Source organism: Enterococcus sp. DIV0802b (genome assembly GCF_050543535.1).
GTDB classification, from domain to species: Bacteria; Bacillota; Bacilli; order Lactobacillales; family Enterococcaceae; genus Enterococcus_D; species Enterococcus_D entomosocium.
This window is the reverse complement of the sequence record NZ_CP172941.1, coordinates 708,658-721,908: the sequence shown is the minus strand read 5'-3', so window position 1 is coordinate 721,908 and position 13,251 is coordinate 708,658. Positions and strand designations below refer to the sequence as shown.

At 44.0% G+C, this 13,251-nt stretch carries 11 protein-coding genes and 1 other annotated feature; of the genes, 2 read left to right on the top strand and 9 right to left on the bottom strand.

The genetic code is table 11. The annotated features are described in order from the left end of the window. Nucleotides 1-367 precede the first annotated feature (367 nt). Nucleotides 368-580 carry a DNA-directed RNA polymerase subunit epsilon gene (locus tag IGJ12_RS03315; protein ID WP_005225157.1) on the top strand — a complete coding sequence of 71 codons (213 nt, stop codon included), beginning with the start codon at nt 368-370 and terminating at the stop codon, nt 578-580. Nucleotide 581: 1 nt separating this feature from the next. Continuing rightward, nucleotides 582-2,261: a ribonuclease J1 gene (gene rnjA, locus IGJ12_RS03310; RefSeq protein WP_005237517.1), complete on the top strand. Its 1,680-nt coding sequence runs from the start codon at nt 582-584 to the stop codon at nt 2,259-2,261. Nucleotides 2,262-2,404: 143 nt separating this feature from the next. Here the strand turns inward: rnjA and IGJ12_RS03305 are convergent, their stop codons facing one another. From IGJ12_RS03305 to IGJ12_RS03265, 9 genes are all read right to left on the bottom strand, one after another. Then, nucleotides 2,405-2,605: a cold-shock protein gene (locus IGJ12_RS03305; RefSeq protein WP_005225155.1), complete on the bottom strand. Its 201-nt coding sequence runs from the start codon at nt 2,603-2,605 to the stop codon at nt 2,405-2,407. A 200-nt stretch (nt 2,606-2,805) separates the two neighbouring features. Beyond that, nucleotides 2,806-3,498: a RadC family protein gene (radC, locus tag IGJ12_RS03300; protein WP_008377042.1), complete on the bottom strand. Its 693-nt coding sequence runs from the start codon at nt 3,496-3,498 to the stop codon at nt 2,806-2,808. An 82-nt stretch (nt 3,499-3,580) separates the two neighbouring features. Then, entirely contained in the window at nt 3,581-4,255 is a 675-nt protein-coding gene (locus tag IGJ12_RS03295; protein ID WP_016611929.1) for an HAD family hydrolase, read from the bottom strand. Next, entirely contained in the window at nt 4,248-5,561 is a 1,314-nt protein-coding gene (locus IGJ12_RS03290) for a bifunctional folylpolyglutamate synthase/dihydrofolate synthase (protein WP_301388048.1), read from the bottom strand. The genes IGJ12_RS03295 and IGJ12_RS03290 overlap by 8 nt, the downstream gene beginning before the upstream one ends. A gap of 148 nt (nt 5,562-5,709) precedes the next feature. Further along, nucleotides 5,710-8,355 carry a valine--tRNA ligase gene (locus IGJ12_RS03285; protein ID WP_430619350.1) on the bottom strand — a complete coding sequence of 882 codons (2,646 nt, stop codon included), beginning with the start codon at nt 8,353-8,355 and terminating at the stop codon, nt 5,710-5,712. Between the two features lie 780 nt (nt 8,356-9,135). Beyond that, nucleotides 9,136-9,370 (bottom strand) — a binding site (T-box leader). Nucleotides 9,371-9,427: 57 nt separating this feature from the next. Next, nucleotides 9,428-9,919 carry a thiol peroxidase gene (tpx, locus tag IGJ12_RS03280; protein ID WP_008377033.1) on the bottom strand — a complete coding sequence of 164 codons (492 nt, stop codon included), beginning with the start codon at nt 9,917-9,919 and terminating at the stop codon, nt 9,428-9,430. A gap of 65 nt (nt 9,920-9,984) precedes the next feature. Next, nucleotides 9,985-10,638 (bottom strand): redox-sensing transcriptional repressor Rex, encoded by a 654-nt coding sequence (locus IGJ12_RS03275; protein ID WP_430619349.1) that lies wholly within the window; start codon nt 10,636-10,638, stop codon nt 9,985-9,987. Between the two features lie 153 nt (nt 10,639-10,791). Further along, entirely contained in the window at nt 10,792-12,000 is a 1,209-nt protein-coding gene (thiI, locus tag IGJ12_RS03270; protein WP_430619348.1) for a tRNA uracil 4-sulfurtransferase ThiI, read from the bottom strand. A 47-nt stretch (nt 12,001-12,047) separates the two neighbouring features. Next, nucleotides 12,048-13,190, bottom strand: coding sequence for a cysteine desulfurase family protein (locus IGJ12_RS03265; RefSeq protein ID WP_430619582.1), 1,143 nt, complete (start codon nt 13,188-13,190; stop codon nt 12,048-12,050). Nucleotides 13,191-13,251 lie beyond the last annotated feature (61 nt).

Sequence of the window (13,251 nt, the reverse complement as noted above, 5' to 3'; positions counted from 1 at the left end):
ATAGCATAGGAATATTCTTATTGTAATGCACTTTCAACGAAAAAAAGTAAACTTCGGAAATAGTCGTTTCATTTTCTTTCAGTAAGCCTTTTCAAAAATGACGTGTTTCTATACTTATTCGTTTTTCTGTGATAAACTAGGGATACTTGTAGTGGAACGACTTACAAACCCGGTGAATTTTTTATGACGACATTTGGAAAGCAAAGACGAGGCTTTCTCTTTTTTCTCACAACGATTGTCTGAAAAAAGCATGCAGCGGCTCTCGAAGCCTTCTTTTCAGGTCACTTTATTCGGACCTCGATTTTGTGATGCAGCGAATTCATCAACCAAATAGACTACTGCGAAAAGCAGATAAAGGAGAAAAGATATGATTTACAAAATTTATTACCAAGAAACAAAAGACCGCAACCCAAAGAGAGAACAAACCCACTCTTTGTACATTGAAGCAGACGATGCAGTGATTGCACGCCGTCTAGTGGAACAAAATACCCCATACAACATCGAGTTCGTTCAAGAACTAGATGAAAAACATTTAGCTTACGAAAAAGAAAACGCTGATTTCAAATTAGCGGAGTTTTAAGATGAAAGTTTCGCTGAAAAATAATGAGACCGGCGTATTCGGTGTCGGTGGACTTGGCGAAATCGGAAAAAACTGTTATGGGGTTCAATTCCAAGATGAGATCATCTTAATTGACGCGGGAATCAAATTCCCCGAAGATGAACTGCTTGGGATCGACTATGTCATTTCCGATTATAGCTACATCGTTCAAAATTTACCGAAAGTCAAAGGCTTGATCGTTACTCATGGTCACGAAGACCATATTGGCGGAATCCCTTACTTGTTGCGGGAAGCCAATATCCCGATCTATGCGGGACCATTGGCACTTGCTTTGATCACTAACAAATTAGATGAGCATGGCTTATTGCGGGACGCGGAATTACACGAAATCAATGAAGATACGGTGATTCGTTTCCGTAAAACGTCCATCAGCTTCTTCCGAACGACCCACAGTATCCCTGATGCTTTAGGTGTCGTTGTCAAAACGCCTTCTGGCAATATCGTCGCAACTGGCGATTTCAAGTTTGACTTTACGCCTGTGGGCGAACCAGCAAACTTGCACAAAATGGCAAAAATTGGTGAAGAAGGCGTCCTTTGCCTCCTTTCCGATAGTACCAATGCAGAAATTCCAACCTTTACCAAATCAGAAAAAACGATCGGCAGCTCGATCCAAAAGATTTTTGAAAAAATCGATGGTCGGATCATTTTTGCCAGCTTTGCCTCCAACATTTTCCGTCTCCAACAAGCTGCAGATGCGGCGGTTGCGACTGGACGTAAAATCGCCGTTTTTGGACGCAGTATGGAAAATGCAATCGTCAACGGACAGCGCCTTGGCTATATCAAGGTGCCAGATGGTACATTTGTGGAATCTCATGAGATCAATCGTTTGCCTGCAAATGAAACGATGATCCTTTGTACGGGTTCTCAAGGAGAGCCGATGGCTGCTTTGAGTCGGATTGCCAACGGGACTCACCGTCAAATCCAAATTCACCCAGATGATACCGTGATTTTCTCAAGCTCACCGATTCCAGGAAATACCACGAGTGTCAATCAGCTGATTAACTTGCTGTTGGAAGCTGGCGCAAACGTGATCCATGGCAAATTGAACAACATCCATACTTCTGGTCACGGTGGCCAAGAAGAACAAAAACTGATGTTGCGTCTAATGAAGCCAAAATTCTTCATGCCTGTCCACGGGGAATTTCGGATGCTGAACATCCACACCCAGTTGGCACAAGATGTCGGTGTACCAAAAGAAAATTGTTTCATTATGGAAAATGGTGACATGTTGGCCTTAACAGCGGATACCGCTCGCTTGGCTGGTCATTTCAATGCCAATGATGTTTATGTTGACGGCAGCGGTATCGGTGATATCGGAAATGTCGTCTTACGAGATCGTCGTATTCTTTCAGAAGAAGGCCTCGTCTTAGCGGTAGCGACAGTCGATGTGGCGAAGAAAGAAGTTCTTGCTGGACCAGATATTCTTTCTCGTGGGTTTGTTTACATGCGGGAATCCGGCGAGATGATCAACGAAGCCCAACAAATTCTCTTCCGTGCATTGCGGGAAGTCTTGAACCAACCAGACCCAACAGAACACAAATTAAGAGAAGCGATGTCATCGGCTTTACAGCCATTCCTATTTGAAAAAACCGAGCGTCATCCAATGATCCTTTCAATGATCATGACACCGGATAATTTATAGTTTCATATGCAAGGGGAGTTCTCAGTTTACTGGGAACTCCCCTTTTTCCTTTCCGTTGCAAAAAGCAAAAAAAAGACCATCGAATCGATGGTCTTTTGGGTTTTTGATTTCAAAGTGCTCTTACTGGCAGTTTGTTTGAAAGCTTACGCTTTGTTTACGTTAACTGCTTGAGGTCCACGATCAGAATCTTCCACGTCGAAAGTTACTGCTTGACCTTCTTCTAAAGTTTTGAATCCTTCACCTTGGATCGCTGAAAAGTGTACAAATACGTCTGTACCGTCTTCGCGAGAGATAAAACCAAACCCTTTTTCAGCATTGAACCATTTTACTGTACCTTGTTCCATTATAAAAAAACCTCCTCGTGCATAAGCACTTAATTATGTGTAACATTGCCTTTGTGCGATAGAGGCCTAACGTGCGTTTCAACATCTATTCAGCAAACAAAATTACAATAATATTTTACACTTGCCCGTATTTTTTTGCAAGACAGACGATTAGACAATTCACCTTTATTTTTAATAATGTTCGCAAATTAGCCGTTGTGTCAGCAAATTTCTTGATGCCAGAGGCCTTCTTCTCGCAAACTAACATAGGCATTGTCGCCAATAATTAAATGATCCAGTAGTTCGATCCCCATCAAGTCTCCGCACTTGATCAAGCGGCGTGTAAACAGCAGATCTGCCTCTGAGGCTTGGGGACTACCGCTGGGATGGTTGTGAACGACGATCACTCGTGCGGCACTGTAGCGTACCGCCCAATGAAAAATCTCCCGTGGGTGAGCGATCGACTGATTCAACGATCCGATGAAGATCGTCTTTTTTTGAATGATCTCATTTTTGGTATTCAAATAAATCCCGAGCAAGTGCTCCTGACGAAAGTCTTTTAATTCTTGGATCAGCTGATGAGCGATCGCCATACTGGAGTTGATCTTGCCGTACTTTGGTTGAACAGACCGCTGGATCCGCACACCTAATTCAATCATCGCTTTGATCTCGATGGCTTTGATTTGTCCGACGCCGCGAATTTCTTGTAATTCATCGATTGTCGCTTCTTTTAATTCATACAATTCTTCAAAACGATTCAAGACACTAGCCGCTAATTCCAAGACATTTAGGGGCCGTGAGCCAGTCCGCAACAAAATTGCCAACAGTTCTTGGTTCGAAAGGGCATCAACCCCATATTGCACTAAGCGCTCTCGTGGAAACGAGCTTTGGGGAATCTCTGTTTCATTGATCATAAAAAAACTCCTTTGCGTCGGTCTAATAAAAGATACGCAAAGGAGAGAGTATTTCATGAATAAGATGCGCAAAAAATCACAGTTAAATCGAAAAAGCCGTTTCTAGAAAATCTGGGACATCCTCTAGTGAAGGCAAGACTTTCAAGACTTTTTCTTCAATGATGGTCGTCGGCGCGATCAAATCGGGAATCATAATGACTGAGATCCCTGCCCCATGAGCAGCATGAATACCGTTAGCCGAATCCTCAAGGATCACCAATTCTTCTTTTGGTACCGCCAGTAATGCATGAGCTTTTTCAAAAATCTCAGGATCTGGTTTTGCCCGTGTGACATCATCAAAGCAGACAATCTTAGGAAATTCCGCCGTTAAGTCTGCTGCTTCCAGCAAGGTGTCGATCACTTTGCGCTGGTTACTAGACGCCAACACTCGGGGAATCTTTTTCTCATCAAGATAATGCAATAACTCGTGGATCCCCGGCTTCAATTCAGCCTCGCCCCGTTGGAACATTTCCAACGTTTGCTGAAAAGCCGCTTGAATAAATTCTTCAATCATCTGATGACCAAAGGCTTCATCGAATCTCTCATGATAAGCTGCCCAGACTTCTTCATCCGAAACACCTACATAGGCTAGGTATAACTCTTTTGTATAGGGAATACCCATTTGATCAGCCACGATTTGAGTCGCTTGGTAATAAAGCAGCTCCGTGTCAAAAATCAAGCCGTCCATATCGAAAATCACACCACGTAACTTAGCCATTTCTTCCTCCTATTGCCAATAACAATTCACGAACTTCTGAAACAAAATACAAGGATCCTGTCACCAGCAGCAAATCTTCATTGGTCATTTTTTCTAATAATTCTGCCAAGCCAAACTGCCATAAAGAAACGGTTGAGATTCGTTTTTCATCAAGTTCCTGATAGCCGTCTGCCAAATGCAGTGCTTTGGGAAAATCGAAGGTCGTTAAATAAATCTCGGCTTGGGGAATCGATAGCAATTGCTGAAGCATCTCATTGACGTTTTTGGTTTCAAGCGCTGAAAACAGTACATGGATGCGATATTCGCTGAACTCTTCTTTCATCGTATCTACTAAACGAGCCATGGCGTGTACGTTATGGGCACCATCGATAATCACTAGTGGCTCACTACTGATTCGTTCCATCCGGGCGGGCCAATAGGCTTTTCGCAAGCCATTGCGAATCTCTTTGGCTGAAAAGGGCAGTTGCCGCAGGTCGCAATACAGGCTGTATAATTGGATCGCAACACCGGCATTTTCTGGTTGATGGCGGCCTAACATCGGTGTTTTCAAGCCTTTGATTTTGCCATGCTCATTTTCAAAATCAAATAATTCGCCCCATTCTTCATCGGGACGACGATAGGTCACACGGTACTCTTGCCCTGCATGATAAGCGGGTGCCTGTGCTTCTGCAGCTTTCAAATCGATCACCGAAAGCGCACTTTCAACGATATTGCCAGTAACAAGGGGTGTTTGCGGCTTGATGATCCCTGCCTTATGGGCAGCGATCGCTTCAATGGTATCCCCTAAGACATCCATGTGATCCATGCCGATCGTCGTGATCGCGGTCAAAATAGGAGAAATAACGTTGGTACTATCTAAGAGTCCCCCTAAGCCAACTTCAATAATCGCAACATCGACCTTTTTTTCTTCAAAATAGCCTAATGCCATAGCGGTAATGATCTCGAACTGGGTAATGCCCGTCAACGTTTCATCGCGATCAATTTCAGCAACCAGCGGCTGGATTTTTTCCACCCAAGCGACCAAGTCCTCATCTGATATAAATTGTCCGTTGATTTCAATTCGTTCATTGAACGCTTCAATGTGTGGGGAAGTAAAGGTCCCCACTTGCTGCCCAGCTTCTTCTAAAAGACTACGCAAATAACTGACGGTCGATCCTTTGCCATTCGTACCGGCGATATGGATCATGGTCACCTTTTTTTCAGGATTACCCATCCGTTTTAATAATGCTTCGACACGCATCAATCCAGGTCTTTGCCCAAATGTCAAACGCGAATGGATCCACGCTGTTGCTTCTTCGCTTGTCATCTCGCTCACCTCGCTCCTATTTTAACAAAAAATGAACGGCTTTCCCAATTTCTTTCCTTTAAACGAGAAAATTGTTCGCCCTGTTTCTATTGAATAAGCAAAAACAAGCATCTCCGAAAGATGCTTGTTTGCGTATGATGTGCTCATCCTATTGGATTGTGCGTAATTGTTCGATCCGTTCTTGAACGGCTTTTTGTTTTTCAAGATAATCAGCTTCTTTGCTGCGTTCTTGTGCCACGACTTCCTCTGGTGCATTGGCAACGAAGCGTTCATTCGCCAGTTTGCCTTGTACCCGTTGAACTTCTTGGGTGAACTTCGCTAGTTCTTTCTCCAAACGCGCGATTTCTTCTTCAATGTTGATCAACCCAGCTAGTGGCAAGTAGATCGTCGCACCTGATAGGATGGCAGACATCGCCAATTCAGGGGCTTGCAAGCTGTTAGAGATTTCTAGTTCTTCTGGATTACAGAAGCGTTCGATATAGTTTTTGTTAGCAATCAAGAATTCTTCGATTTCAGGCTCATTTGCTTGGATCAGCAAAGTGATTGGTTTCGAAAGTGGTGTATTTACTTCTGCTCGGATGTTTCGAACCGAACGAATCAATTCTTTCAACACTTCCATCCCTTGCGCCGCTTTTTCATCCGTCCATTCTGGAGCCACTTGTGGATACTCAGCAACGACTAATGATTCCCCTGTATGCGGCAGCTTGCTCCAGATTTCTTCTGTAACAAATGGCATGATTGGGTGCAACAAGCGTAAAATTTGATCAAGAACATGGACTAAGATGCTCTTGTTAACTTGTTTCGCTGCTTCATTGTCACCGTATAACGTTTCTTTCGACATTTCAATGTACCAGTCACAGAAATCATCCCAGATAAAGTTGTATAATTGACGACCTGCTTCACCAAATTCGAAGCGTTCAAAAAGATCAGTGACTTTTTCAATCGTTTCATTCAAGCGCGTCAAGATCCAACGATCCGCCACTGATTTTTCACCAGAAAAATCAATGTCTTCTTCAGTCATTTCGCTGACATTCATCAAGACAAAACGGGAAGCATTCCAAATTTTATTGATGAAGTTCCAAGCAGCATCCATTTTCTCATAGCTGAAACGCACGTCTTGTCCCGGTGCAGAGCCATTTGATAAGAACCAACGCAATGCATCAGCACCGTATTGTTCAATGACTTCCATCGGATCGATCCCGTTTCCAAGAGACTTACTCATTTTGCGACCTTGTTCATCACGGATCAATCCGTGGATCAAGACATTTTCAAATGGTCGTTTGCCAGTAAATTCCAAGCTTTGGAAAATCATACGGCTTACCCAAAATGCGATAATGTCATAGCCAGTCACTAATGTATTCGTTGGGAAGTAGCGTTGGAAATCTTCATTGTTTTCATCTGGCCACCCCATCGTTGAAAACGGCCATAAAGCAGAACTAAACCATGTATCCAATACGTCTGGATCTTGCTGCCAATTTTCGGCATTTGCTGGCGCTTCAAGTCCTACATACATTTCCCCCGTTTCTTTGTGGTACCAAGCTGGGATTTGATGGCCCCACCACAACTGACGAGAGATAACCCAGTCATGGACATTTTCCATCCAACGTAAGAATGTTTGGTTGAAACGTGGCGGATAAAAGTCCACCGCATCGTCGTTTTCTTGGTTGTCGATGGCTTGTTTTGCTAATGGTTCCATTTTTACGAACCATTGTGTCGATAAACGAGGTTCGACTACTACGCCTGTCCGTTCTGAGTGACCTACGCTATGGACCATTTTTTCGATTTTGATTAGACGACCTAACGCCTCTAAATCTTTCACGATTTGCTTGCGAGCAGCAAATCGATCCATGCCTGCATAGGTACCTGCTAAGTCATTCATTGTTCCGTCATCATTCATGACATTGACCCGTGGTAGGTCATGGCGGTTACCGACCTCGAAGTCATTCGGGTCATGGGCAGGAGTGATTTTTACGACCCCTGTTCCAAATTCTTGGTCCACGTACTCATCAGCGATGATTGGGATCTCTTTATTGACCAAAGGCAAGATCACTTTCTTACCAATCAATGCTTGATAGCGTTCATCTTCTGGATGAACCGCGACTGCTGTATCCCCCAACATCGTTTCTGGGCGAGTCGTTGCGATATCCACCACACCGCTGCCATCTGCTAATTCGTAAGACATGTGGTAAAAAGCACCTTCGATGTCTTTGTGGATCACTTCAATATCAGATAATGCCGTGCGGGCTTGTGGATCCCAGTTGATGATGTACTCGCCACGATAGATCAAGCCTTTTTCATATAGCGTCACGAAAACTTTACGAACCGCTTCGGATAATCCATCATCTAATGTGAACCGTTCACGGCTATAGTCTAGGGATAACCCTAGTTTCGCCCATTGTTCCCGAATGTGACCGGCATATTCTTCTTTCCAATCCCATACTTGTTCAACAAATTTTTCCCGACCAAGGTCATAGCGAGAAATTCCTTGTTCCCGCAGCTTTTCTTCTACTTTGGCTTGGGTAGCGATCCCGGCATGGTCCATTCCTGGCAGCCATAAGGTGTCATACCCTTGCATCCGTTTTTGACGAATGATGATGTCTTGTAACGTGGTATCCCAGGCATGACCTAAGTGCAATTTTCCTGTTACGTTTGGTGGTGGAATCACGATAGAATAAGGTTTTGCTTCTTTGTTGCCGCTTGGTTTAAAACGGTCATGCTCTAACCAATCTTGGTAACGCCCGGCTTCTACTTCTTGGGGATTGTACTTGGTGGATAGATTCTCAGTTTCTGTCATAGTTGGTCCTCCTAAAGTTACGTTTTTTAAACGTAATGGTTGGTGTGGTTTTTTGGTGCCTGTTGCTGGGTAAAGCGCGAAAATGTTTGAATCGTTCAGGATGAGTGCAGTGGTAGAGATGATTATCCGTTGTTTGTTGACGCCTCGTTTGTTGTTCGTAAAAAGTACGTTTCTTACAGAGGTCATGGCTCACTTCCGTGATCCTCTATTGTGTCTTAGGGCCTTTGGCAACCGATCTAGCTCGCTTCGTGAACCAATTTTGGTGACTTCGCGTACTGTTCATCATCTGCTCTGTCCACTTTGTGGGCCAATCATAGTGATTCCTAGTATGGTTACTACGCTCCCTTTGGTCGCCTAGTACTGTTCATCATCTGCTCTGTCCCTCTTTGTGGGCCAATCATAGTGATTCCTAGTATAGTTACTACGCTCTCTTTGGTCGCCTAGTAATGTTCATCATCTGCTCTGTCCCTCTTTGTGGGCCAATCATAGTGATTCCTAGTATAGTTACTACGCTCCCTTTGGTCGCCTAGTACTGTTCATCATCTGCTCTGTCCCACTTTGTGCGCCAGTCATAGTGATTCCTAGTATGGTTGCTACGCTCCCTTTGGTCGCCTAGTACTGTTCATCATCTGCTCTGTCCCACTTTGTGGACCAGTCGCAGTGATTCCTAGTATGGTTACTACGCTCCCTTTGGTCGCCTAGTACTGTTCATCATCTGCTCTGTCCCACTTTGTGGGCCAGTCGCAGTGATTCACAGCAAAAAGCGCCCTAATGCCGAGGCATTAGGGCGCTGATACGCGGTACCACCTAAATTGCAGATTGCTCTGCCACTTTGACGTGAGGTAACGTTCACGACGCGCTTGATCTTACTGTGCGGCTTTATCTGCAAGAAACAAACCGTGGTTCGGATCAAAGACCTTCAAGCTACCTTTTCAGTGTCTGGGGAAGTCTTGCACCGACCGACTTCTCTCTGACCGCCAGGGTCACTGATACTCCTCTTGAACATTGTCTTGCTATCATAGATTCTTGTTTCATCTTGCTACATTCTACAATGAACTTTTTTGAAAGTCAATCAGAGGTTTGCTTTCGCCGCATCAATGGCTGCTTGATAATCCGGTTCGTGGGAGATCTCAGGCACGATCTCAACGTGTTGAATCACGCCTTCACGGTCTAAAACGAAAATTGCTCGGGCAAAATGACCGAAGTCTGGGATCATGATTTGATAGGCCTCACCGAAGGTATTCGCCGGATCATGAAGCATGATCATGTCGACGCCTTCTTGGCCGCACCATTGTGCTTGTTCTTCTTTTGTATTGTTAGAGATCGTTACAAAATTTATATCATCCAATTGACTTGCTTCTTGGTTGAAACGCTTGGTCTGCAACGCACAGACACGTGTCACGATATCGGGAACAACGCTGATGATCGTTGGTTTTCCTAAAAAATCAGTCAGTGTATATTCCTTGTCCTCTAAACTTTTCAAGCGAAAATCAGCTGCTTTATCCCCTACTTTTGGTTGGTTGCCGGGCATCTCATAAACCGTTTCTTTGCGTGTAACTTGCATAACATCTCTCCTATAGCATTTTCTCCCAGTATAAGAAAGATTGTCAAAAAACGAAAAGGATTTGCTCAGACTTTCGATTTTTGCGAGTAGGTCGTATCAAAAAAAATCAATGTTTGCAATTCTGTCGTCAAATCAATGTATTGGATATTGACGTCTTTTGGCACGATGACGGGATCAGGGGCAAAATTTAAAATTGCTGTGATCCCAGCATCTACGATCGCATCGATCGCCATTTGTGAATAACGGCTAGGAACGGTCGAAATCGCTACGGTGATTCCTTTTTCTGCTACGACTTCCGCCAATTGGTCCATTCCATAGACATAACGTCCACTAATGGTCTGGCCAATCATTTCTGGATCATTGTCAAAAACCGCGATTACGGAAAGATTTTCATTTCTGCGAAAATTGTTGTTAGCTAACGCTTTTCCTAAATTTCCATAACCAATCAAGGCAATTTTTTTCTCCTCATTGGTTTCTAAAATATAGCTCAAAACCTCAATCAAATAAGGAACATCATAGCCATAGCCACTTCTGCCTAATTCTCCTAAATGAGAAAAATCTCGGCGGATCGTGGCTGAAGGAACTTGCGTGATTTCTGCAAACTCTTTTGATTTGATTCGCTGAACACCAGAGGCATCCAGTAATTTTAAATGTCGTAAATAAGCTGGCAAACGTTTTGCCGTTGCTTTCGGAAGTTTTTTATCTCTTAGTGCTTCCATCCTGTCCACCCTCCTTGTTAAATGATTCACATATTGAGTGTAGCATGTTCCATTTTCAATAGCAAGAAAATATTCACAAACTCTCTCACTCGATGAAAAACGACCACAAATGTTCCCTAACAGTTGTGGTCGTAGTTTAAAAAAGAAACTTTATTATAAGAATTCAGCGAATTCGGCTGCTATTTTTTCTTGATTTGCCGTGATTACTTCTAGTTTCAACCCAGCCATCGCACGTTCCATCATCCCTTCGATATCGAGACGCTCTTCATATTGATGTACTTTATCCAGTCTTGGGCGTGTCTTTGGTTGAGGGGGGGCAAAGATTGTGCAGCAATCCTCAAATGGTTGAACCGACAATTCAAAAGTATCAATGGCTTCGGCAACTTCAATGATCTCCAATTTATCCATCGTTGCCACTGGGCGCACGATTGGCGTATTGGTTACTTCATTGATGGCGACCATGCTATGCAAAGTTTGTGAAGCGACTTGTCCTAATGATTCACCATTTAAGATGATCAAGCCATGACGAGCTTCCCGAATCGCATCTGTCAAACGCAGCATCATCCGACGGGTGATGGTCATCCAATAGCCTTGTGGCACACGGTTTTTGATTTCTTCTTGGATTTCCGTAAACGGAACTTCGATAAATTGGATGCTTCCCACATAAGGCGCAAGCTTCTTCGTTAAATCTTTGGCTTTTTGTAATGCTTGTTCACTCGTATAAGGAGGACTTGCAAAATGGACTGCTTCGATCTCAACACCGCGTTTCATGGCAAAGTAGCCTGCAACTGGCGAATCGATACCACCAGAAAGCATCAACATTCCCTTACCGCTGGTGCCAACGGGTAAGCCGGCTGCTCCTTGGATCGTTTCATAGGACAGATAGGCGCCATCGACCCGTATTTCCACCCGCAGATTGATGTCTGGTTTTTTCATTTGGACTTTGATATCAGGAAAACGGTCGATCACCGCATTACCTAAGGTCAAATTCAACTGGTTGCTATCTTGCACAAACGAGTGATCGCTGCGCTTAGCTGTGATTTTGAAGGTCTCAACACCGGTGTAGATCTCTGCCATAACGTCTTGAACGGCTTTCTTTAATACCTCAATGTCTTTTTCAACCCGAATACTAGGGGAAAAGTTTTGAATCCCAAAGACTTTTTGCAGCTTAGGAATGATCTCTTGGCTGTTTTCACCGTTCAATAGCAAGTGCATGCGATCTCGCTCGGCATGAACTTTGACATGGGGATAATCGGCTAAGGTACGTTTGACGTTTGAAGCTAATTGCATAATAAAACTACGACGATTTTTGCCCTTTGTTGACAGTTCGCCGTAACGAACCATGATTTCTGAATAATTCACGAGAAAACTCCTTTGATTTGGATTGATTTTATAGTGCTATGTCGTGCTTAATTAATTTTCGAAAATTTTTGGTACAACTGGTGGAAGACGATTAGAAACTGCTCGACTTCTGCCATCGTATTGCTCTCATCTAAACTGATACGAACAGCGGATGTCGCTAACTGTTCCGGAACGTGCATCGCATGAAGCGTACTGCTGGCCATCTTTTTACGGGAGGAACAAGCGCTCGTCGTCGAAAGATAGATCTGCTTTTCTTCAAAGGCATGGACTAAGACTTCTCCTCTGATCCCTTTTAATGAGAAACAAAGTATATGTGGCGCAAACCCTTCAGTGCCAGAAAAAAGCGTGACTTTCTCATAGCCAGCCAGTGCTTCTTGCAAATAGCCTTTTAATAATTGAACATGGTTCGGCTTTTCAGCCTTGTGTTCCGTCGCTAAACGCAGGGCTTTTGCCATGGCAACGATTGCTGGTACATTTTCGGTACCGCTGCGCTGGTTTTGCTCTTGCCCACCGCCAGTCATCAATGGCGCCAACTTACGGCCTTGTTTCCAATAGATAAATCCGGCGCCACGAGGTCCGTGAAATTTATGTGCAGAGAACACGGCAAAATCGACTCGCTCATTGAACCATTGCTCTTGCGGGACCTTTGTGATGGCTTGGACGGCATCTACATGGAAATGTATCGTTGGGTAGTCCGCCAACACGGTTGCGATCTCATGGATCGGTTGAATCGATCCTACCTCATTATTGACCGCCATCACCGAAACCAAAATCGTTTCTTTGCGAATCATGTTTGCTAATTCTGACACGTTGACAAAGCCTTGCGCATCAACAGGTACCACACTGACCTCAAATCCTAATTCGGCTAATTGAGCCGCTGTTTCACTGACGGCAGGGTGTTCAATACTGGAAATAATCAGGTGTTTCCCATAGGCTTTTTTCGCTAAAGCAGTCCCTTTGATGACCCAGTTGTCTCCTTCGGTCCCCCCACTGGTAAATGCGATCTCTTTGGAAGAAACGTTTAACAGATCGGCGATCTGCTGACGTGATTGCTGTAGCAGGCGATTGGCTTGATTTCCTAAATCATGCAGGCTTGAGGGATTGCCGATGATTCGCTGACTGACTTGGACATATGTATTTAAAGCTTGTGGATAAATAGCGGTTGTTGCACTGTTGTCAAAATAGATCAATGATAGGACCCTTTCTCTAAAAAAATTCTTTCCCATTATAACTGCTCTTGGGCTGAGTTTC